Origin of the sequence: Aneurinibacillus aneurinilyticus ATCC 12856, assembly GCF_000466385.1 — a bacterium.
GTDB lineage: Bacteria > Bacillota > Bacilli > Aneurinibacillales > Aneurinibacillaceae > Aneurinibacillus > Aneurinibacillus aneurinilyticus.
Genome location: NZ_KE952910.1, coordinates 88,604 through 110,825, shown reverse-complemented (window position 1 = coordinate 110,825; position 22,222 = coordinate 88,604). Strand labels below are relative to the sequence as shown.

19 protein-coding genes are annotated in these 22,222 nt (G+C 47.8%); 2 read left to right on the top strand and 17 right to left on the bottom strand.

The genetic code is table 11. The annotated features are described in order from the left end of the window. Nucleotides 1–58: 58 nt before the first annotated feature. The 16 genes from rpe to HMPREF0083_RS24460 all read right to left on the bottom strand — a co-directional run bounded on the left by rpe (nt 59) and on the right by HMPREF0083_RS24460 (nt 17,977). Complete coding sequence (gene rpe / locus HMPREF0083_RS24535) at nt 59–721, bottom strand: ribulose-phosphate 3-epimerase (protein ID WP_021624651.1); 663 nt, start codon at nt 719–721, stop codon at nt 59–61. Nucleotides 722–725: 4 nt separating this feature from the next. After that, on the bottom strand, nt 726–1,601 hold the full coding sequence (rsgA, locus tag HMPREF0083_RS24530; protein ID WP_021624650.1) for a ribosome small subunit-dependent GTPase A: 876 nt from the start codon (nt 1,599–1,601) through the stop codon (nt 726–728). Nucleotides 1,602–1,616: 15 nt separating this feature from the next. Beyond that, a complete protein-coding gene (gene pknB, locus HMPREF0083_RS24525) occupies nt 1,617–3,605 on the bottom strand; it encodes a Stk1 family PASTA domain-containing Ser/Thr kinase (protein ID WP_021624649.1) in 1,989 nt (662 codons plus the stop codon). A gap of 16 nt (nt 3,606–3,621) precedes the next feature. Beyond that, a complete protein-coding gene (locus tag HMPREF0083_RS24520; protein ID WP_021624648.1) occupies nt 3,622–4,365 on the bottom strand; it encodes a Stp1/IreP family PP2C-type Ser/Thr phosphatase in 744 nt (247 codons plus the stop codon). A 6-nt stretch (nt 4,366–4,371) separates the two neighbouring features. Further along, nucleotides 4,372–5,418, bottom strand: a complete 1,047-nt coding sequence (rlmN, locus tag HMPREF0083_RS24515) for a dual-specificity RNA methyltransferase RlmN (protein ID WP_021624647.1) — start codon at nt 5,416–5,418, stop codon at nt 4,372–4,374. Nucleotides 5,419–5,518: 100 nt separating this feature from the next. Next, nucleotides 5,519–6,907, bottom strand: a complete 1,389-nt coding sequence (gene rsmB, locus HMPREF0083_RS24510) for a 16S rRNA (cytosine(967)-C(5))-methyltransferase RsmB (protein WP_021624646.1) — start codon at nt 6,905–6,907, stop codon at nt 5,519–5,521. Further along, nucleotides 6,900–7,844: a methionyl-tRNA formyltransferase gene (fmt, locus tag HMPREF0083_RS24505; RefSeq protein WP_021624645.1), complete on the bottom strand. Its 945-nt coding sequence runs from the start codon at nt 7,842–7,844 to the stop codon at nt 6,900–6,902. Before fmt ends, rsmB begins: the two co-directional genes overlap by 8 nt. 48 nt (nt 7,845–7,892) lie before the next feature. Continuing rightward, the gene (gene def, locus HMPREF0083_RS24500; RefSeq protein WP_021624644.1) at nt 7,893–8,351 is read right to left on the bottom strand and encodes a peptide deformylase; all 459 of its coding nucleotides are present in this window, start codon (nt 8,349–8,351) and stop codon (nt 7,893–7,895) included. A gap of 151 nt (nt 8,352–8,502) precedes the next feature. Then, on the bottom strand, nt 8,503–10,932 hold the full coding sequence (priA, locus tag HMPREF0083_RS24495) for a primosomal protein N' (protein WP_021624643.1): 2,430 nt from the start codon (nt 10,930–10,932) through the stop codon (nt 8,503–8,505). Between the two features lies 1 nt (nt 10,933). After that, complete coding sequence (coaBC, locus tag HMPREF0083_RS24490) at nt 10,934–12,145, bottom strand: bifunctional phosphopantothenoylcysteine decarboxylase/phosphopantothenate--cysteine ligase CoaBC (protein WP_040304938.1); 1,212 nt, start codon at nt 12,143–12,145, stop codon at nt 10,934–10,936. 201 nt (nt 12,146–12,346) lie between these two features. Further along, a complete protein-coding gene (rpoZ, locus tag HMPREF0083_RS24485) occupies nt 12,347–12,541 on the bottom strand; it encodes a DNA-directed RNA polymerase subunit omega (protein ID WP_021624641.1) in 195 nt (64 codons plus the stop codon). Nucleotides 12,542–12,544: 3 nt separating this feature from the next. Beyond that, entirely contained in the window at nt 12,545–13,162 is a 618-nt protein-coding gene (gmk, locus tag HMPREF0083_RS24480; RefSeq protein WP_021624640.1) for a guanylate kinase, read from the bottom strand. 16 nt (nt 13,163–13,178) lie between these two features. Further along, on the bottom strand, nt 13,179–13,439 hold the full coding sequence (gene remA / locus HMPREF0083_RS24475; RefSeq protein WP_021624639.1) for an extracellular matrix/biofilm regulator RemA: 261 nt from the start codon (nt 13,437–13,439) through the stop codon (nt 13,179–13,181). 56 nt (nt 13,440–13,495) lie between these two features. After that, complete coding sequence (locus HMPREF0083_RS24470; protein ID WP_040304882.1) at nt 13,496–14,374, bottom strand: YicC/YloC family endoribonuclease; 879 nt, start codon at nt 14,372–14,374, stop codon at nt 13,496–13,498. 19 nt (nt 14,375–14,393) lie between these two features. Then, complete coding sequence (gene dapF / locus HMPREF0083_RS24465) at nt 14,394–15,230, bottom strand: diaminopimelate epimerase (protein WP_040304879.1); 837 nt, start codon at nt 15,228–15,230, stop codon at nt 14,394–14,396. Next, the gene (locus HMPREF0083_RS24460) at nt 15,227–17,977 is read right to left on the bottom strand and encodes a cation-translocating P-type ATPase (protein WP_021624636.1); all 2,751 of its coding nucleotides are present in this window, start codon (nt 17,975–17,977) and stop codon (nt 15,227–15,229) included. Before HMPREF0083_RS24460 ends, dapF begins: the two co-directional genes overlap by 4 nt. Nucleotides 17,978–18,135: 158 nt before the next feature. Here HMPREF0083_RS24460 and HMPREF0083_RS24455 point away from each other — a divergent pair, with 158 nt between their 5' ends. Together HMPREF0083_RS24455 and HMPREF0083_RS26775 are read left to right on the top strand one after the other, a co-directional pair. Next, nucleotides 18,136–19,866 (top strand): Rqc2 family fibronectin-binding protein, encoded by a 1,731-nt coding sequence (locus tag HMPREF0083_RS24455; RefSeq protein ID WP_040304875.1) that lies wholly within the window; start codon nt 18,136–18,138, stop codon nt 19,864–19,866. Between the two features lie 10 nt (nt 19,867–19,876). Next, complete coding sequence (locus HMPREF0083_RS26775) at nt 19,877–21,865, top strand: oligosaccharide flippase family protein (protein ID WP_021624634.1); 1,989 nt, start codon at nt 19,877–19,879, stop codon at nt 21,863–21,865. Nucleotides 21,866–21,903: 38 nt separating this feature from the next. Here the strand turns inward: HMPREF0083_RS26775 and HMPREF0083_RS28890 are convergent. Further along, nucleotides 21,904–22,222: hypothetical protein (locus HMPREF0083_RS28890; RefSeq protein ID WP_021624633.1), on the bottom strand; the 319-nt coding region annotated here is incomplete at its 5' end.

The window sequence follows — 22,222 nt, the reverse complement described above, 5'->3', positions numbered from 1 at the left end:
TTTGATCCCTGTCTCAAAAACGGGGGTCAGTCCCAAGAAATGAGGATTTTTTCTTCTTTTATGACTCGCACGATTTGCGAATATCTGCAATAGCACCAGCGCGATCTTCCCGGCCAAACACAGCATTTCCTGCTACAAGACAGGTTGCCCCTGCTTTTGTTACAAGCGGTGCCGTTTCAGCGTTAATACCGCCGTCAATCTGTATGTCTACGCTATCCGCAAGGCCGCGCTCCGCAAGCATGGATTTCAATTGTTCTATCTTCCGTACAACTCCCGGGATAAACTTCTGGCCGCCAAAGCCCGGGTTTACTGACATCAGCAAGACCATATCCAAATCCTCAAGCACGTGTTCAAGCGTCGAAACCGGAGTGGCTGGATTGAGTGAAACCGCAGCTTTAACGCCTTGATTTTTAATGTGATAAAGCGTGCGGTGCAGATGCACGCATGCTTCCTGATGAACCGTAATAATATCTGCGCCACTTTTTGCGAACTCGGGAATATACGCATCCGCATTCTCAATCATAAGATGGACATCAAGCGTCAGGTTTGTATGCGGTCGAATCGCCTTGACAACCAGCGGGCCAATGGTGAGATTCGGGACAAAATGTCCATCCATCACATCGACATGAATCCAATCCGCTCCCCCTTGCTCAACTTCTCTAATCTCTTCTCCCAAACGGGCAAAATCCGCAGAAAGAATCGATGGTGCAATTTTCACCATATGTTCAGTACCTCGGCTTTCTATCTTTAATTTCCTGTAAAAAATCCAAATAGTGCTTATAACGCGTAGACTGGATTTCTCCTGCTTCCACCGCTGCACGCACTGAGCACCCCGGTTCATTGACATGTAGGCAGCCGCGGAATTTGCATTCTCCAAGCATCGCCCGCATTTCTTTGAAGTACAGCCCAAGTTCATTCGCCTCAATGGATTGAAAGTCAAGTGAACTAAATCCTGGCGTATCGGCCACCCATCCGCCTTCTGGCAGATGAATAAGCTCTACATGTCGGGTTGTATGCTTTCCTCTTCCAAGCTTCTGGCTAATAGGCGCTGTCTCAAGCTGAAGTTCGCTAAACAGTGCATTCAGAAGAGAGGACTTCCCTACACCTGATTGCCCTGCAAATACAGACAGATGACCTGCCAGATAGGCACGAATGTCTTCAATTCCGTGCTTGCCTTTGGAACTTGTGACAATAACCGGATATCCAATCGCTTCACAGCGCTTGAGAATACGCTCCACCTCTTCCGGTCCAGCTAGTAAATCAGCTTTCGTCAGACAAATAACCGCATCTACACCAGCCGCCTCTGTATGCACAAGGAACTTGTCCAGTAGCTGCGGATTAAAGGCAGGTTCAGCGAGCGAGAAGACAAGAATCGCTTGATCAATATTGGCAATGGGCGGACGAACCAACTCGCTCGTCCGCGTGATTACCTCAGTCACCGTGCCTTCCGTTCCATTCGTTTCAAACATTACTTCATCTCCAACCAGCGGAGTGATGCCTTTTTTGCGAAACACGCCTCTGGCCCGGCATTGCCAGAGCGTATCGCTATCCTGCACATAATAATAGCCGGCCAGCGCTTTTACAATACGGCCCTGCGGCATGAGACCCCTCCCACATTATTGAACATCACTGTATTTGACCACCTTTTCTTCAAAAAGCTGTCCATCCTTGTACACCTGAATACGCGCATCCTGAGAAGGTGTGACAACGATCGGAATATGCTTGAATTGCATACTCTTGTCAATAACAGAATTGTGTACTGATTTATCCTGCCCGGTGGCATCTGTTACTTTAATTTCGATCATCGCTCGCTCACCCGGATTCAAATACACTTCAACCATCTCTTCCACTTGACGTGATTCTCCAGGAAGGCTTCCATCGCTCACCGTAATGCGAACATACGCACCCCTCTCTACTTCGTTATCGGGACGGCGCGATTGCTCGATAACCGTGCCCTTAGGTTTATAGCTCGATTTCGTTCTTACCTGCACCTTCAGCCCAGCTGCATCAAGCCTGGCCTTTGCTTCTTCTTCTGTTAGGCCAACCAGTGTCGGTACCCTTGGTTTCTCCTGACCTTCGCTTACAACCAATGTAACCTGTGTATCGGAGGCTACAATTTCTTGTCCTGCTGACGGTATTTGACGGAGAATCGTACCGGACGGCTGACTGTCATCTGTCTCTTTTTTAATTTCATAGTTTTTATATTTGCCGCTTAACTGGCTTTCCACATCCGAAATATTCTTTCCGACGAAATTCAGCATTGTTTCTTTTGATTTGCCTTCGCTGACAATAAGCTGCACGTACGAGTGTTCCTTTACCAGCATGTTTGCTGCCGGAGTTTGCTTAATCACATGATTAGGTGCCACATCCTCGCTAGGCTGCCGCTGAATAGAAAATTGAAGGTTTGCTCTTTCCAGCGTCTTGCTTGCTTCTTCAAGCGACATATTTTGCACAGATGGTACCGGGACATCCGGAATCTGGAACAATGAATTCCCGTAGAAAATAGCTACTCCAACCAAAGCTAAAAACAAGAAAATTCCTGCGGTCCAACCTGCTACTTTTTTAACAGGGAAACGTTTGGCTTGCTCATCTTCCGCCTCGAATTTTTCTTCCCCTGCGCCTGACTTTTCTGCTACTTCAATTGTTTCCTTTGCTGATACGGCTTCTTCATCCCAGTTACGTTTACGCATCATTTCCGGTTTAATTGCCGGAATGACACGTGTAATCTCTTGATCCTCTTCTTGCCCGTATTTTTCCGGAAGCAAATATACTGCCTCATTACGGCGTTCCGGCGAGAGTGCTGTTTGCAAATCCTCCAGCATTTCACGTGCCGATTCATACCGATACATAGGTTCTTTAGCCATCGCGCGGATGATCACATTTTCCAGACTTTGTGGAATTTCCGGCCGGAGTTTACGCGGTGCTACATATGACTCTTGCAAATGCTTCAATGCTACGCTAATTGGCGAATCCCCGGAAAAAGGCAATTCACCAGTAAGCATCTCATATAATACAACACCGAGTGAATACAGGTCCGATTTAGCACCGGCTGCGATCCCTTTCGCTTGCTCAGGCGAGAAATAATGCACGGAGCCGAGCACGGAACCGGTGTGTGTAATCGTAACGGATGATACCGCCCGGGCAATACCGAAGTCGGTTACCTTAATCCGTCCATATTTATTGATTAAAATATTGTGTGGTTTAATATCTCGGTGAATCAGTTCGTTTTGATGCGCATGATCAAGCGCATCACAAATCTGCATCCCAATATCTACAGCTTTATTCATATCGAGCGGCGCATGTTCATTAATATACTGCTTAAGCGTCATCCCTTCGATATACTCCATTACGATGTAGTACATCTCATCATCCTGGCCAATATCATAAATATTAACCACATTTGGATGGGATAAACTAGCCGCGGCCTGAGCCTCTCTATGAAAACGGGCGACAAAATCATCATCGTTGCCGAATTGGGAGCGCAGCACTTTTAAAGCTACCGTACGATTCAGCAATGTATCGCGTGCACGGTAAACAATAGCCATGCCGCCTTCCCCAATCTGCTGCTCGATATCATAGCGGCCGCCAATTCGCTTTCCATTCATCTACAGGCTCCCCCTTTCATACTCTGGCCTCCGACTGATTGCGCAGCAAGATGACAGTAATGTTATCTTCTCCTCCTGCATGTAGCGCTTTGGTAATCAGCTCGTCTGCCATCTCCTTCAGGGAACCGTCCGCAAGCACTGCTGTCATCGCATCGCTGCTGATTTTACCGGAAAGACCGTCCGAGCAAAGCAGCAATATATCGTCAGTATCCCAGTGCATTACACTGAAGTCAGCTTTTACCTTTCTATCAGTACCGAGCGCACGTGTTAAAATGTTGCGGCGCGGATGGTTGAGCGCTTCATCCTGTGTAATCTGATGACTTCGTAGCAATTCATTAACAAGCGTATGATCGCTCGTAATCTGCTGCAGCTCACTCTGGTTATAGCGGTAAATCCGGCTATCACCGATATGAGCCAATATGCCAAGATGCTCGTTCATTAACGCAATGACAACGGTTGTACCCATGCCGCGGCATTCTTCATGCTCCTGCGCATACGTCAGAATTCGCTCATTTGCTTGCTGAATGGCATCGTTTAGCCGCTGCTGCAATTCATTGGGCGTAATATCTTGTTCCACTTCTTTCAGCGATTCGCATATAATATCGACTGCCATCTGACTGGCTACATCACCCGCTTGATGTCCGCCCATGCCGTCCGCAACAATCGCAAGAATCCAGCCGTTGTCGTATCGCTGGATTCTTCCTGAATCTTCATTCGTTTGTCTCACACAACCAATATGTGTCTGTATGGCTGACTCCATCAATTCTCACCCCTGCGTCTGTTTGGCGTGCTGGGCCCGCAATTGTCCACAGGCTGCAGCGATATCGCTCCCATGCTCGCGGCGAATCGTCGCATTGATTCCTCTCGCCTTTAAAATTCGTTGAAATGTAAAAATATCATTGCGCGGTGTACGTACGTAGTTGCGCTCTGGAACGTAATTTACCGGAATAAGATTTACGTAGCACATCATGCCTTTCAGAAGTTCAGCCAATTCCTCCGCGTGTTCCGGTCGATCATTTACCGAACCGAAGAGGCCATACTCAAATGTCAGGCGGCGACCAGTCGTTCTGATATAGTACTTACATGCTTCCATTAACTCATCCAGCGGATAACGGCGGTTCACCGGCATGAGACGCGTACGAATCTCAGCATTTGGCGCATGCAAAGAAATGGCCAGATTTACCTGCATTTTCTCATCAGCGAACCGGTAAATATTCGGTACGATACCGCTTGTAGACACCGTAATGTGTCGCTGACCGATATTCAGTCCCTTGTCGTCATTAATAATACGCAGGAAATCAAGAAGTGCATCGTAATTCTCGAATGGCTCGCCAATTCCCATAACAACAACATGACTTGCCCTCTCGTCTTGTTCATCCAGTGCCTTTTGTGCAGCCAGCACCTGCATTACGATTTCCCCGGCTTCCAGATTGCGCTTCAAGCCGCCTAAAGTCGAAGCACAAAATGTACAGCCGATACGACAGCCTACCTGCGTAGTAACGCAGATGCTGTTGCCATAATTATGCCGCATAATAACTGTTTCAATGGCATGCCCATCATGCAGCGAGAACAAGAACTTCATCGTTCCATCCTGGGACTCTTGGCGAGTAATTTCTTTTAACGTATCCATGCGAAACGATGCGTCAAGTTTCTCCCGTAGCAGCTTCGACAGGTTGCTCATCTCGTCAAACGAATCCACTCGTTTCACATACAACCAGTCAAACACCTGTCCGGCACGAAACGCCTTCTCTCCATTCTCTTCCATCCAGCGTTTCAATTCAGGTAGTGTTAAATTATAAATAAAAGGTTTCATAAATGTATACTCACCATTTCTTCTCAAAAGTTCAAATCATATTGTATCATAAAACAATTCCAAAAAGAAAAAAGGAAGCATAAAATACGCTTCCTAGCTATTATTTCATTCTGAGACGCGAAATAAAAAAGCCGTCTGTATTAAAATGATGGGGCAGGATCTGCATATATCCATCAAAAAGCGTTACATACTTCTCTCTAAGGTTTTCCGGCATATCCTGTGCTAATGTATTGTCCAGTTCCCATTCTGTATGTTCCGTAAGAAAGCGCCGGACTAACCGTTCATTTTCTTCCGGCTGAACGGTGCATGTACTGTAAACAATTTTTCCTTCAGGAGCAGCAAGACGGGCTGCCGTACAAAGAATTTCATATTGAATGCCACTGATGGCTGCTGCATCTTCTTGCCACTTATGCCACTTTATATCCGGCTTGCGTCGAATAACGCCAAGGCCGGTACACGGAGCATCAACAAGTATCCGATCAAACATGCGCCCTGCGAGCAATTCGTCCGCATTACGCGCATCGCCTTTTCTGCTTTCAATAATCGAGATACCGAGCCGAAAGGCGTTCTCCTCGATTAGCTTAATTTTATGTGGGTGCACATCCAGCGCAATAACCTCGCCCTTATTCTTCATCAGCTCGGCAATGTGCGTCGTTTTGCCGCCAGGGGCCGCGCACATATCGAGCACCTTCATCCCCGCTTCGGGTGCAAGTGCCCGAGCTACCAGCATCGAGCTTTCATCCTGCACAGTACATGAACCGCTCGCATAGGCCGGCAGTTCTGCAATATTGCCGACATCGCTTGCCACTATCCCATCAGGAGCCACAGCGGAAGGTTCAATCTCTGCATCGGTGATCTGTCTGCCAATTTGAGCAATCAGTTCATCCCTCGTCACACGTAATGCATTAGCGCGCAGGCTCATTGTCGGAGACAAATTATTAGCCGCACACATCGCTTCCGTTTCCGCCTCACCATACAACTGTATCCACTCCGCTACCATCCATTCCGGATGTGAATGGATAAGTGAAATTCGAGAAACAGAGGATAAATCAGCTGGAATTTCCACTCTCTTTGGCTCGCGCAGCCGACTGCGCAGCACACCATTTACCATGCCTGCAATTCCTTTATGCCCCCAGGTCTTGGCGATTTCTACCGCCTCATGCACCACTGCCCGATCTGGAATACGATCCAGGTAGGAGAGCTGATAAAAACTAATGCGCAACAAGTTGCGTACCCATCCTTCGAGCTTGTGCAGCGGCTGGGTGACGAACTGTTCTAGCATCCAATCGAGGGTATTTAAACGGCTGAGCGTCCCATATACTAATTCAGTCGCCAGTCCCGTGTCACGGCGTGAGAGCTTCGTCTGACCAAGGGCGAATTTAAGCTCCAGGTTACTGTATGCCTGTTTTTCTTCAATATCCGTCAAAACACGCACTGCCAGTTGACGAGCGGTTGTTGGTGTTGGCAATGCTTTTCTCCGCTTACTCATCAACTGCCTCCGTCACAAAGTGCATACCCGGCCCGAGTATAGAACTGCCGCGTACGTAATCAGCAACTGACATTGCCTTCTTCCCAGCAGGTTGTATACGCGTCAGACGAAGTATGCCGTCACCCGTCTGCACATCAATACCTTCCGGCGCTACAGACAGAATGGTTCCCGGTTTCCCACCCTGTGCACCGGCTTCCTTATACACTTCTGCCTCCCATACTTTTACAACCTGACCATCATGTTCTGCCATCGTATATGCTACTGGCCACGGATTAAGCCCGCGTACCTGATTGAACAATGCACGGGCAGGCAGAGTCCAATCAAGACGCTCGTCCTCCCGCTTGATATTCCATGCGTATGTTACTTGTGCTTCATCCTGCGGCTGAGGTGTGCATTGACCGTTAATTAGCTTCGGAATCGTTTCTAGAAGAAGCGTTGCGCCGGCTCGGCTAAGCTTATCATGCATAGTTCCTACATTATCATTTTCTTCAATTGGAACACGTACCTGGCTCAACATATCGCCTGCGTCCAATTTCTCTACCATGTACATAATGGTTACACCGGTTTCTAATTGACCATCAATAATCGCCTTATGAATCGGAGCGCCGCCCCGATACTGCGGCAACAGGGAAGCATGAACGTTAATACATCCGTATGTAGGATAGTCGATTAATTCTTTTGGCAGAATCTGTCCAAATGCCGCCGTGACGATTAAGTCCGGCTTGTAATCCAGAATGTCCTGCACGCCATCCACCTTCAGCTTCTCTGGCTGCAGTACCGGTATTCCAAACAGCAATGCTGCCTCCTTAACCGGTGGAGCAGCCAACTGCTTTTTTCGTCCTTTTGGCCGATCCGGCTGTGTGACAACCGCCACAACATTATATTCCTTTTCCATTAACTTCCGTAAACAGGGCACCGCGAAATCCGGGGTGCCCATAAAGACAATTCGCACAAGCGTCCACTCCTTCTGTGTCTTATGCTTCTATTATTCTTTTCCTGAATACGTTTTTTCAGCCAGATCAATGAACAGCACGCCGTTCAAATGGTCAATCTCATGCTGAATAGCGCGTGCCAATAACTCTTCTCCTTCTATGATAATCTCATTGCCATCCCGGTCCTGCGCTTTCGCCTTCACCCAGTTGGCGCGGCGTACATCACCCAACAACCCGGGAATACTCAGGCAACCTTCCGGACCGAACTGTTCATCTTTCGATTCAATAATCTCCGGGTTAACCATCTCGATAATCCCATCTCCAACATCGATGACAACGACCCGTTTGGTGATGCCCACCTGCGGTGCGGCAAGACCCACACCTTCTGCGTCATACATTGTTTCAGCCATATCATCAAGCAACTTATGAAGATTGGGATTGAATTTCGTTACTTCTTTACATTTCTCCCGGAGTACCGGATTAGGATGCTTTACAATCATACGGATGCTCATTCGTCTGTTCCTCCTACGTCAATCTGCTTTGATACATCATTTTTTCTCTGTGGCCTCGCACCATCCTGCATATATTAAAACACCAAAGGCAGTCCAATATGAATGAGGCCTCTCCTATACATATTCATATTCATGCTCTTGCCGTTTGTTATTACATCATCATTTGCGGGTCTACATCTACTGTAAGCATAATACCCGTCCTCTTTCGCTCCTCCTCAAATGCCCGAACCACCTGGTGAATAGCAGGTAAGACGTGCGGATCGTTTTTATATTTTATCATGCATTGAAAACGATATCTATCTTTAATGCGAGCAATCGGTGAAGCGACAGGCCCCAGCAAATATGCGCCGGGCGGAAGTGCCTCACGCAGTTTCCCTGCAAATCTCTCTGATATTTTGACAAGCAGCGGAACATTCTCATGGGCAAACGTAAACAGGACCAGCCGGTAGTAGGGAGGATAATTTTTCTCGTAACGTTGTTTGATCTCCTCTACAAAAAACGATTCATAGTCGTGCTTACTTGCATGTTGAATGCTGTAATGCTCGGTATTATATGTTTGTAGAATCACTTCGCCTTTTTTCTCATGACGTCCGGCCCGTCCCCCCACCTGTGTAACGAGTTGGAAAGTTCGCTCAGCCGCACGAAAATCCGGCAGATTCAGCAAGCTGTCCGCGGCCAACACACCGACAAGGGTTACATTTGGAAAATCAAGCCCTTTGGCGATCATCTGCGTGCCAAGCAATACGTCTCCTTTTCCCTCCCGAAAAGCCTGGAGCAGCTTTTCGTGCGCTCCTTTGCGTCCCGTTGTATCCACATCCATTCGAATCACACGAATTCCCGGGAAATAACGGGCCAGCTCCTCTTCAACTTTCTGCGTTCCCGTCCCGAAGAAGCGAATATGCTCACTACCACATTCCGGACAAACCTGCGGCTCTCGCTCCGTATAGCCGCAATAATGACACCGCAATGTCCGATTGCTCCGATGGTATGTTAATGAAATATCGCAATGAGGACACTGAACAACATAGCCGCACGAACGGCACATCACAAATGTAGAAAACCCGCGCCGGTTTAAAAACATAACGATCTGCTCATTTTTCTCAAGCCGATTGTTTATTGAATCTATTAAAGGTTTGCTGAACATCGTTCGGTTCCCGTCTCTTAATTCTTCCCGCATATCAACAACCGTAACCTTCGGCAACGGACGATTTCCGACCCGCTCCCCCATTTCGAAGAAACGGATGCGGCCTTTTTGCGCTTCATGGTAGGATTCCATAGACGGAGTCGCACTTCCCAAAATGACTACTGCATGATGGTGCATGCCACGGTACTGGGCAACTGTACGTGCATGATAGCGTGGTGTCTCTTCCTGCTTATAGGATCCTTCATGCTCTTCATCAAGAATAATTAATCCAAGATTTTGAAACGGTGCAAAAATCGCTGAACGCGCCCCAATAGCAACCTTAACTTCACCACGCCGGATTTTGCGCCACTCGTCATAGCGCTCCCCCTGTGAGAGGCGGCTGTGCATGACCGCAACCTGGCTGCCGAACCTTCCTTTAAACCGGTTGACCATCTGCGGTGTAAGCGAGATTTCCGGGACAAGCAAGATAGCTTCCCGTCCTTGAGCAATGGTGCGCTCCATAATCTCAAGGTAAACTTCCGTTTTCCCGCTGCCGGTAACGCCATGGAGCAGACAAGGATAGTAGACAGGTGGATTCATCCCTTCAGCGATCCCGTCAATAACAGCCTGCTGCTGTATGGTAAAAGGATGCTTCGGCACCGGAGTAAATGTGCGTCCAGAGAATGGATCACGATACCCTTCCACCTCTTCTTTTATAAGCAAACCTTTATCTACTAAACTCTTGACGGCCTGATTGGAAACACCAAGCAGGGAAAGAAGCTCCGGTTGCGAAATCGGGCCGTGGAAGTGAATAAAATGTGACAGAACTTCTTTCTGACGTACAGCAGTTTTTGAGAGCTTTCCACGGGCCGCTTCCAATTCTTCCACGGATACGGCTGGCGAGAGAATTGTCACCGTTTTTTTAGTGACACGGTCCCCTACAATTTGCTCTACACGGATTCGGTTTTTTTTAAGACCTTCATCCAGCCAGGTCGTAGCAAAGGGAAACTCTTTCATTATTTTATTCCACAGAATGGGCTGTCGGGCTCTAATATATTCGTAAAAAGCTTGTTCATCCGGCAACACGGAAACGAAAGCTTCGCCTTCCGCCGTCAAAAAAATTTGTTTGTCGTAACTCGAACGCAGCACCGCCGGAACCATTGACTGCAGCGCTGTATAATGCGTACACATATACCGTTCGCTGATACGTCCGGCCAGCCACACCATCTCTTCCGTCAGGGGTGGTTCCACATCGAGGACGTCGAGAATGTCACGCGTCTTCTGCACCTCCGATGTATCGGCCAGCCCGACAACGAAGCCCTGCAGCTTGCGCGGCCCAAACGGTACAGAAACCCGACTGCCTACAAGCACGAATGGTGCGAGCGACTCGGGGATTCGGTAATCGAACGGGCGGTCAGTATCTATAACCGGAACATCGACCACAACGCGAGCAAACATATTACTCTTCCCGCTCCCTGCGAGCTGCAAGCACCGCATCCAACAATCGGTTGGCAACCCCCGCCTTACTCATTTGTGGTAGTTCCAGACTTTCTCCGTTTCTTGTATAGATGGTAACAATATTCGTATCGGTTCCGAAACCTGCACCGCTCTGCGCCACATTGTTGGCCACGATCATATCTGCGTTTTTGCGCTCAAGCTTGCCGCGGGCGTTCGCTTCCACGTTTTCCGTCTCCGCTGCAAATCCGACAAGAAATTGAGTCGATTTTCGCTCGCCAAGCTCGGCAAGAATATCGTGCGTACGTTCGAATTCCAGTATAAGTTCTCCGGGCTGCTTTTTCATTTTCTGACTATGTACGTTTTTGGGACGGTAATCGGCTACTGCTGCCGCTTTAACAACAATATCTACATCATCATAACGTGCCATAACGGCTTCATACATATCTTCAGCCGAAACCACCGGGACAAGTTCTACATTCGCAGGCGGCGTGACATGGGTTGCGCCGCTTACTAGCGTTACACGCGCGCCCCGCTTTGCCGCAGCTTCCGCAATGGCGTATCCCATCTTTCCAGACGAATGGTTGGTAAAGAAACGGACGGGATCGACTGCCTCCCGCGTAGCTCCGGCTGTAACAAGCAACCGCACACCTTCCATGTCCCTCGGCTGTACTTCAGCAAAGAACGTTTCGATCTTCTGCAAAATATCCGATGGTTCCGCCATTCGTCCTTTGCCAATCCAACCACATGCCAAATACCCCTCCCCGGGTTCGACAAACCGATAGCCGTAATTCATTAGCCGATGCATATTATGCTGTACCGCTGGGTGATTGTACATATTCACGTTCATCGCCGGTGCAATCCAGACAGGGGCTTTCGTTGCCAGATAGGCTGTTGTTACAATATCATCAGCAATGCCATTTGCCATCTTGCCAATAATATTGGCCGTAGCCGGAGCGATTAAAAACAAATCCGCTCGATCTGCTACATCAATGTGCGAAATCACAGACGGATTCGGCTCCTGAAACGTATCGGTCAACACCGGGTTACGCACAAGCGCCTGGAAGGTAATCGGCTGTACGAATTCGGTTGCCGCTTTCGTCATCAACACCCATACATTTGCACCTCGTTGCGTCAGCTTACTACATAAATCGGCAACCTTATAGATAGCAATGCCCCCGCTTACGCCGATTACGATTGTCTTTCCTTTCATTATGCTCTCTCCTTTACGGAAGTAAAACCTGGACCCCCACCATCTAAGAAAAAATCGCGTGTTTTCAAGCAAGATGATCGGAAGAAAGTATATGTTGCTTTCTTCTTTTACAGCGACATATACTTTCTTAATCCGTGAAAAAAGCGCATATCGCTTACGCCTGCATTGGCCCGATATGCGCTTCCTTTATAGGTCTCTCTTATCTTACTTCCGTTCGAATTCGATTTTGCCAGCGTATAGCTCTTCTAATGCAGTACCAACAAACTTGTGAGAAACAGGTTTATCGATTAAATACTTGTTCTGCTCGCGCATCTGGCGTGCACGCTTGGAAGCGATACTTACCAACGTATATTTACTGTCTACTTTTTTCAGCAGTTCATCAACCGAAGGGTAAATCATCTGTTAAAAAACCTCCTTAATCCAATGACGATATTTTTCAATCTGCCGCTCTTTTTTCAAATGCTCAGCTGTGACAATTGCCTGAATGCGCTCGCACGCCTTGTCCACTTCATCGTTAACGACCACATAGTTATAATGATCCATTAACTCAATCTCTGCCTTCGCTACCATCATTCGGTTGCGAATGCTTTCTTCTGTCTCAGTACCTCGACCAGTAATACGCGAACGAAGCTCCTTTAAATCAGGTGGTGCCAGAAATAGAAAAATCCCTTCCGGAAACTTCTCTTTCACCTGCAATGCACCCTGTACTTCAATTTCCAGAATGACATCCCGACCGCTTGCTAGCGTGTCTTCAACAAACTTGCGGGGTGTACCGTAGAAATTACCAACATATTCTGCCCATTCCAGCAGCTCGTCATTCTCGATCATGGATTCAAACTCGGATCTTGTTCTAAAGAAATAGTTCACCCCGTCTATTTCTCCCTCGCGCGGTGTACGAGTAGTAGCTGACACCGAATACACCAATTCTTCCATGCGCGGCCGAAGCGCAGCGCACACCGTTCCTTTTCCTACGCCGGATGGTCCCGACAAAACAAGCAACAACCCTCTGTCTTGCGTCATACAATCCCCCGTTTAATTATTCGTCAGAATCATCGTCTTTACTGGTCAGCCTATGCGCTACCGTTTCCGGCTGCACAGCCGACAAAATTACATGATCGCTATCTGTTACGATAACCGCCCTCGTACGTCTCCCGTACGTGGCATCGATTAGCATTCCACGGTCCCGCGCTTCCTGGATGATGCGTTTAATCGGAGCCGATTCTGGACTCACGATGGAAATGATTCGATTGGCTGACACAATATTGCCGAATCCGATATTAATCAACTTAATGGCCATACGTATATGCCTCCCTATTTTGGCGGGATAGTTACGTTAACTCTTATTCTACTGTTTTATTCTATATTTTGCACCTGTTCTTTCACTTTTTCTAATTCAGCTTTCAAAATGACCACTTTTTGGCTGATTTCCAAATGATTCGCCTTCGCGCCAATCGTATTGATTTCACGATGGCATTCCTGTACAAGAAAGTCAAGCTTGCGCCCAATTGCCTCCGGCTCATCGACAATCTGTCCAAATTGAGCAAAGTGGCTGCGCAGTCGCGTAATCTCTTCAGAAATATCGGCCCGTTCAGTAAATACGGCCACCTCATGCAGCAGACGAGATTCGTCGATATCACAACGATCCTGTATGTATTCCTGTATTCTAGCAAAAATTCTCTCACGGTAGCTTTCTGCGACTTTTGGTGCAAATAAGGCCAGTTCCTCCACCAGACGTTTCATCTCTTCAATGCGCCCGAGCACATCCTCTCTTAGGGCCTGTCCCTCCTTCTTGCGCATTGCCACAAGCATGGAAATTGCTTCCTCAACAACTGCAAGGAGTGGAGCTCTGTAACTCTCCAGGTCAGGTCTATCCTCTCCGGCTCGGGCCACATCTGGCATGGATAATAACTCATAAACAGGCATCTGCGGTGGAACTCCAAGTAATTCAGCCATTTTCTCGGCCGCTTCCTTATATTGACGGGCAAGCTCCCAGTTTATTTTTAATGAAGAAGGTGGTGCTTCCGTTTCAACTGTAAGAAACACATCTACGCGCCCCCTACGAATGTATGAAAGTACCTTTTTGCGTACCGCATCTTCAAATGCTGAGAACTCACGCGGCATACGAACAGCGACTTCGCTAAAGCGATGGTTAACGGAACGCATTTCTACCGCAAAGGATACATCCTCTTCCTTTCTCTCCGCTCGCCCGTATCCCGTCATACTATATACCATTGCTCTTCACCTCCCGACACTACGCCTTGTGCCAACGTCCGGCAAATACTTCTTCTGCGGGCCCTGTCATATATACCCGATTATCCGTTTCGCTCCATTCAATTTCAAGGTCTCCGCCTTTCAAATGAACGAGTGCCCTGCGTTCTATTCGTCCGGTTAGTGCACCTGCAACTACCGTGGCACACGCGCCGGTGCCGCAAGCGTATGTTTGACCGCAACCACGCTCCCATACGCGCATCTCTACTTCAGTTGGTGAGATAACGGAAACAAATTCGACATTTGCTTTATTCGGAAACAAGCTGTGCTTCTCAAGCACAGGACCCCATTTCTCTACTTCAAAACGCGGTGCATCTTCTACAAATATGACAGCATGAGGGTTCCCCATCGACACACCGGTAAATGCAAATGCCGCGCCGTCCGCTTCGATTGGATGGTCAACTACATTCTCTGCATTTACTGCGACTGGAATCGCTTCTCCACGTAAAATGGGCGCTCCCATATCGACCTTTACTTGTGTGGCTTTTCCTTCCTCAATGGTCAGCCATACATGTTGAATGCCTGCCATCGTTTCTACTGTCAAGGCCTCACGAAAAGACAGTTTGTGATCATACGCATACTTAGCCACACAGCGTACTGCGTTGCCGCACTGCTCAGCTTCTGAACCATCTGCGTTTATGATGCGCATACGAACATCAGCCTTCTCCGACGGCAAGATAAATACGAGTCCGTCTCCGCCGATACCAAAATGCCGGTCACACATTGCACGTGCCATCTGCGGCGCGTAATCCGGTACACTCTCAAAATGGGCAACGATAATAAAATCGTTGCCCAGCCCATTCATCTTCGTGAAATTCAACTCTCTCTCACCCTTCTATGTTTGCCGGATTTTACGTGTAAATACGAAATTAACCCTGTTGCAAACGTCGGAATTCCAGCTAGCAATATGATAAAGCTCCATTCAGATACCGTAAGCGCCACCGTATTGAAAATCGGCTGAAGCGCAGGCAAATAAATAACAGGCAGTACAAGAAGTACCGAGGAAAGAACCGCAAGCGCAAGGTACTTGTTCTGCAATGGATTGCGACTGAAAATCGATATCTCGCTTCGGCAATCAAACACATGGATTAATTGCGCCATAACGAGGGTGGCAAATGCCACAGTTTGTGCCCGGGTTAAATCGGCAGGATTTGCCTCATAGGTTATCCAAAATGCCGCAAGCGTCACCAATCCGATTAACAGGCCGCGTGAGATAATCTTCCACGCCAATCCACGTGCAAATACATTTTCATTACGCGGACGAGGCGGTCGCTTCATCGTTGCTTCCTCCGGCTGATCAACACCAAGTGCAAGCGCCGGCAGGCCATCCGTCACCAGATTAACCCAAAGAATTTGGATCGGCACAAGAGGCAGCGGCAATCCCGCTAGCATTGCAAAGAACATAACCATAATCTCACCAACATTCGAGGCAAGCAAATACCGAATGAACTTACGAATATTATCATAAATTGTCCGACCTTCCTCAATAGCTGCCTCGATCGTAGCAAAATTATCGTCAGCTAAAACAAGGGAAGCCGCTTCCTTCGTTACGTCTGTTCCGGTAATGCCCATGGCGATTCCAATATCAGACGCTTTAATTGCAGGTGCATCATTGACGCCGTCTCCCGTCATCGCTACTACATGCCCTTTCTTCTGCAGAGCTTTCACAATTCTTAACTTATGCTCCGGTGACACACGTGCATATACATACACATTATCTACAATAGAATCGAACTCACTATCGGACATATTATATAAATCCTGCCCATTTACTGTCAACCCGCTCGCTGGAAGGATTCCGAGCTGGTTGGCGATAGCTTCCGCTGTTGTTTGGTGATCCCCTGTAATCATTATAGTTTTAATTCCGGCCTGGCGACAGCGGCGGATCGCCTGCTTGACCTCTGGACGGGGAGGATCGATCATGCCGGCAAGACCGACAAGTATTAGTCCTTTCTCCGCCGTTTGTTCGTTCCCGGGCATTTCGCCCGAACGAAGATCACGGTACGCTACAGCTAACACACGAAGTGCTTTTTTAGCTAATGATTCGTTGGCGAAGACAATCTGGCGGCGCAAAGTGGGAGTTAATTGAATTGCATTGCCTTTCCACATAATATGCGTGCACCGACTAAGGAGCACGTCCGGCGCTCCCTTAGTCACCAGCATCCGCTTGCCGTATCCGTCCTGTACGATAACGGACATCATTTTACGTGTAGAATCAAACGGCAACTCCCTAATCCTCGTCCATGTTTCTTCCAATACCTGCCGGGTGACACCCGCTTTCCCTCCTGCTACGAGCAGGGCTCCCTCCGTCGGATCACCATTTACCACCCATTGCTCCTCCATTTTTTTGAATAGGCCCTTCTTTCCTTCGCGCCGCTGCTCCAGATGTGCATTGTTGCATAATACGCCGAGCTGCAGCAGCTTGTACAGCGCGCCATGAGCTTGGGCACGGATTTCTCTATTTCCCTGAAAGAATTGACCTTGCGGCTCATATCCTGTGCCATCGACTTCGACAATGGAATCTTCCATCCATATATGTGTAACCGTCATCTTATTCTGTGTTAGTGTACCGGTTTTATCAGAGCAGATGACGCTGGCGCTGCCGAGCGTTTCGACCGAAGGCAGCTTGCGGACAATCGCCCGACGTTTAATCATGCGCTGTACACCAAGCGCAAGTGCCACCGTAACAATAGCCGGTAATCCTTCCGGAATAGCAGCTACCGCAAGGCTAACGCCTGCAAGAAACATCTGGTACGCTTCTTGTCCATGGAAAATACCTGCTCCGACAACAAGCCCTGTTAATGCAAGCGCCACTACAATTAAAATTTTGCCCAACTGCTCAAGTCTATTCTGCAAAGGGGTCGCAAGCGCCTCTGTCGATTGCAGCAAATCGGCGATTTTCCCCATTTCAGTCATCATTCCGGTAGTCAAGACGACCGCATACCCTGTTCCCGCTGTTATCATCGTGCCCATGAACCCCATATTAACCTGATCGCCCAGCGGAAGGGCTTCATGAGGCAGTGCTACGCTTCTTTTCGCCACCGGCACCGATTCGCCAGTCAGCGTAGATTCTTCAACATGCAATCCGTTTGCTGAAAGGAACCGAACATCGGCCGGAACACGATCACCGCCTTCAAGATAAATAATGTCGCCCGGCACCAGCTCTTTTGCGGGAATATGGGTAAGCTGACCATCGCGAATGCAGTATGCCATTGGTGCAGTCAATTCTTTCAATGCTGCTAGGGAACGCTCTGCCCTATATTCCTGAAGGAAGCCGAGAATACCGTTAATGACGACAATGGCAATAATAGCGATAGCATCCACATACTCTCCAAGAAAACCAGAGATTAATGTCGCAGCAAGCAGCACCAATACCATAAAGTCCTTAAATTGCGCGAGAAACAGTGTAAGCGATGAAACTTTCTTCTTTTCCGCAAGAATATTGGGGCCTAAGGCCTGAAATCGTTGTGAAGCCTCTTCCTCGCTTAAGCCACGCTTCAAATCCGTTTTTAAAATCTGTGCAAGCTCGTCTTCGGAATAGCTAAACCAATAATGCTGCCCATTCATACGGGTGCCTCCTTTGCTCCGATCCTTCGTTCACACTAAATGTATTCTGACAAGCCATAAAAAATGCTAGTTTATATTATGGAAGCAGCGCTATGTTCGTTGTACTGACGCGAATTTAATACTATACTATTTTATATTGTGGCAGAAAGGAGATGCTTATGGCATTCGACGGGATAGTAACGCACGCGGTCACACATGAGCTAAACGAAAGGCTCGCAAGCGGGCGCATTATGAAAATCCATCAACCAACCGATACAGATATCGTTATGCAAATACGAACACGAAATGGCAATGTGCGCTTGCTTCTATCAGCGAGCCTCAGCTTTCCGCGCATGCATATCACGAATGAAAACTATCGAAATCCATTGGAAGCACCGATGTTCTGCATGCTGCTCCGCAAGTATTGCGAGGGTGCTATCATTGACGGAATACACCAAATCGATATGGAGAGAATTATCCATCTTGATATTCGTGGACGCGATGAGCTTGGCGATGCTCGAACAAAACGAATCGTGCTTGAAATTATGGGACGGCACAGCAACCTAATTCTCATGGATCCGCAAAGCGGAATGATCCATGATGGACTGCATCATGTTACACCGGCAGTTAGCCGCTATCGAACTGTCCTGCCGGGCCGTCCATACGTGGCTCCGCCACCACAACGCAAAATCAATCCGCTCGTTGCAACAAAAGATGATTTTATTCGGCGGATTCGATTTAATGAAGGAAAAATTGCCAAACAAATCGTCGGCGCATTTGACGGCATTAGTCCGCTTATCGCAGATGAAATCATGTACCGCGCCGGCCTGCCGACCCAGGATTCGCTCTGGAGGGCATTCGCTGAGATTACGGATTTAGTGAAGCAGCAAACGTATACGCCTACGTTTGCACGAACCGAACACAAAGAATATTTTTCCGCCATACCTTTGACTCACTTAGCTCATGCCGTTACAGAAACATTTACCACAATAAGCGAATGTCTGGAAGCATTCTATCACGGAAAAGCCGAACGGGACGCCGTCAAGCAGCGCATGCATGACCTGGCTCGCTTGGTGATCAATGAACGAAATAAGAATGAGAAAAAAATCGAAAAATTGCTAGAAACAAAACAAAAGGCGGAGGATGCAAGCAAATATCAAATATACGGCGAATTGCTTACGGCCAATCTCTATCAAATTACCAGAGGCCAACCGGAGGCAAACGTGATAAACTACTACGAGGAAGAAGCTCCGCTCCTATCAATTCCGCTTGATCCTGCATTGACGCCTTCGGAGAACGCACAGGCGTATTTCAAACGGTATACAAAGGCCAAAAACAGCCGGGCTTTCGTCGATAACCAGATCGCTGGAGCGAAAGAAGAGATACTCTATCTCGATACTGTACTTCAGCAAATCGAGAATGCCGGACTTGCGGACATCGAAGACATTCGTGAAGAACTAGCGGAACAAGGCTACTTGCGTGCACGGCCAAGCCAAGGAAAGAAGGGCAACAAGCAAAAAAATCCAACGCTAGAGCGCTATACATCAAGTGAAGGTGTTACAATATACGTGGGTAAAAACAATAAGCAAAACGACTATCTTACCAACAGGCTGGCAAACCCGGACGATACATGGCTCCATACGAAAGACATACCTGGTTCGCATGTAATTATCCGTGGCACGGAATTTGGCGAAACAACGCTTATGGAAGCAGCAAATCTGGCCACATACTACAGTAAAGCACGCCAATCGAGCCAGGTTCCTGTTGACTATACACTTGTTCGTCATGTAAGAAAGCCAAAAGGAGCCAAGCCAGGCTTCGTTATTTATGAGCAGCAAAAAACACAATTTGTTACACCGAACGATGAAATCATTCGTACGCTTATGAAGACCAAAACCACAACGTCTTGAGGAATGAAGTATGTCGAAAAACTCGTTTTTAAAAGGCACGCTTATCTTAACGCTGGCTGCGATTGTCTCACGCGTGCTCGGGGTCGGGCAACGTGTTCCTCTCCAGCATATTATGGGCAATGACGGGATGACGCTCTATACAATTTCGTACAACATATACAGCATGTTACTTATCATTGCGACGCTTGGCGTACCAAGTGCGCTAAGCAAACAAATCTCAGAATACACAGCCATTGGCAAATATCACGAAGCATATCAAACATACAAAGCGGCTCGCAACTTTGCACTGGTAACTGGCTTTGTCATGTTTATGTTTATGATCATTATTGCTCCGTACTATGCGGAATACGCGTTGGCACCACAGGCGGATCTGGCCATTCGTGCTATTGCACCTGCCATGCTACTCTTTCCGCTTATCGCCATCATGCGTGGCTATTTTCAGGGCCTGCAGTTCATGCAGCCAACCGGACTATCGCAGATCATGGAACAGATTCTGCGCGTGGCTACGGCTGTGGCGCTGCCGCTCCTGCTCCTATACATGGGCTACAACAAAGATGTGGCCGTTGCGGGAGCCTCCTTCGGCGCGGTGACCGGAAGCATCGCCGCATGCGGTGTCATGATATATTTTTACAAAAAACGACGTGCCGAGCAAAAACAGCAGATAGCTGCACAAGCTTCCCATACGAAGCTAACCTACCGGCAGATTTATAGTAAAATGATCCGGTTATCGCTGCCAATTACCCTGTCAGCGCTGGCTGTCCCGCTCATTTACTTCATTGATACATCAACATCCTTACGATTATTAACACCACAGGAAGAACGAATTTCTGTTGCAGTGAATCATAAGGAAGCTACGGTCGGGGATAAAGAAATCATATTGCCGGTAGCACCATACCTGTATAATAACAATACAACGATGGTACCGCTTGAACCGATTAGCAAAGCGATGGGTGCCAAATTAACGTGGGATGCTGACAAGAAGCGTGCTTTCTACGAGCGTGGCCCAGTAAAAATGACCCTGACCCTTGATCAGGATGTTAAGCTGAGTAAAAAACCGCTTGGTCCACTTCAATATGCTCCGGAAACGAATGTTCCGAGTGTACCGTTGCGCTTTTTTACCGAACAATTGCATACGTACCAAGAAGCCGTAGAAACGCTAGGCATTCTCGGCGGCAGTGCACAATCACTGGCCGGCCTGCCCATTATTCTTGCAATTGCGCTTAGCTCTTCAATTATTCCGGTTGTATCCTCTGCCCATTCCAGACGTGATAGCCGGGAAGTGCAGCGCATGAGTTCAATGGCGCTTAGAGTGGCGCTCATTACCGGGGTTCCGGCTGCGCTGTATCTAACGGTAGCTGCCTACCCTGTCAACGGCTTCTTGTTTAGTAATACGGAAGCTACCTATACGAAAGCAGCATGGATTATTGCATTTCTTTGCTTCGGAACAATTTTCCAAATATTGATGATGACCTCTTCAGGTATTTTGCAAGGACTAGGTCGGACAGATTTGCCGATGCGCCATGTAGCAATCGGCATCCTTACCAAGCTGGTTGGAAACTATGCTCTAGCGCCGCTGTTCGGCATTTACGGCATCATTATGGCGACCTCGCTTTGCTTTATTGTCGTAATGGGGCTTAATTTGCGGGCGATTAGCCGATATACACGGCTTACTATTCTTGGCGAGAAGTGGAGAGGCTTTCTGCTTTCATCTCTGCTGCTCTGTGCCATCGGACTCTCTATTGTATGGATCGGCTTTAAGCTACAGCCATTCGTATCCATGCCTGCATTTCTTTTCTTCGGTATCGAGGCAGCAATTATTGCGGGATGCAGTTTAGGAGGATACGGAATTGCTTTATTCTGGCTTAAGGGAATCGATGTACAGGAGATTCGTTATTTTCCACACATAGCTCAGAGGATATACCATCTGTTAGCACGTTACCGAATTGTGCCTGCCTATGTCGAACCGGTCAATCAGCAACAAAAAAGTGGGCTTCCATAATATGTGGAGTCCACTTTTCTACTTCGTCGTATACATGCTTAACCTTTCCATTCATCAGTTAATTTTTCGAGAAGTTGATCTATCTCTTGTATTTCCATCAGGATGTGGCGAATGATGTGCTCATCTTGAATTTCTTTCTTATCTAATAAATTGCAAACAAACTCCTTCCAATTTTGATGCGATGCGTATAAGGCCTCCCATTCCTTTTTGTCCATCTTATAAATCCGCCCTCTCTGATGCTGTTGCATGGCTCTGGCTTCCGACAGACTATATACATCTGGTTTGATAAATTGACAAATTTTTGTGGTAGGAAGTAAGAAAAAACGGAAGGGCGGTGGGTGGGCACGGTCGGAAAAA

Excerpts from the sequence above, each read along its gene's own strand:
- rpe (WP_021624651.1), bottom strand. The coding sequence starts at position 721 with ATGGTGAAAATTGCACCATCGATTCTTTCTGCGGATTTTGCCCGTTTG.
- rsgA (WP_021624650.1), bottom strand. The coding sequence starts at position 1,601 with ATGCCGCAGGGCCGTATTGTAAAAGCGCTGGCCGGCTATTATTATGTG.
- pknB (WP_021624649.1), bottom strand. The coding sequence starts at position 3,605 with ATGAATGGAAAGCGAATTGGCGGCCGCTATGATATCGAGCAGCAGATT.
- HMPREF0083_RS24520 (WP_021624648.1), bottom strand. The coding sequence starts at position 4,365 with ATGGAGTCAGCCATACAGACACATATTGGTTGTGTGAGACAAACGAAT.
- rlmN (WP_021624647.1), bottom strand. The coding sequence starts at position 5,418 with ATGAAACCTTTTATTTATAATTTAACACTACCTGAATTGAAACGCTGG.
- rsmB (WP_021624646.1), bottom strand. The coding sequence starts at position 6,907 with ATGAGTAAGCGGAGAAAAGCATTGCCAACACCAACAACCGCTCGTCAA.
- fmt (WP_021624645.1), bottom strand. The coding sequence starts at position 7,844 with ATGGGCACCCCGGATTTCGCGGTGCCCTGTTTACGGAAGTTAATGGAA.
- def (WP_021624644.1), bottom strand. The coding sequence starts at position 8,351 with ATGAGCATCCGTATGATTGTAAAGCATCCTAATCCGGTACTCCGGGAG.
- priA (WP_021624643.1), bottom strand. The coding sequence starts at position 10,932 with ATGTTTGCTCGCGTTGTGGTCGATGTTCCGGTTATAGATACTGACCGC.
- rpoZ (WP_021624641.1), bottom strand. The coding sequence starts at position 12,541 with ATGATTTACCCTTCGGTTGATGAACTGCTGAAAAAAGTAGACAGTAAA.
- gmk (WP_021624640.1), bottom strand. The coding sequence starts at position 13,162 with ATGACGCAAGACAGAGGGTTGTTGCTTGTTTTGTCGGGACCATCCGGC.
- remA (WP_021624639.1), bottom strand. The coding sequence starts at position 13,439 with ATGGCCATTAAGTTGATTAATATCGGATTCGGCAATATTGTGTCAGCC.
- HMPREF0083_RS24470 (WP_040304882.1), bottom strand. The coding sequence starts at position 14,374 with ATGGTATATAGTATGACGGGATACGGGCGAGCGGAGAGAAAGGAAGAG.
- HMPREF0083_RS24460 (WP_021624636.1), bottom strand. The coding sequence starts at position 17,977 with ATGAATGGGCAGCATTATTGGTTTAGCTATTCCGAAGACGAGCTTGCA.
- HMPREF0083_RS24455 (WP_040304875.1), top strand. The coding sequence starts at position 18,136 with ATGGCATTCGACGGGATAGTAACGCACGCGGTCACACATGAGCTAAAC.
- HMPREF0083_RS26775 (WP_021624634.1), top strand. The coding sequence starts at position 19,877 with ATGTCGAAAAACTCGTTTTTAAAAGGCACGCTTATCTTAACGCTGGCT.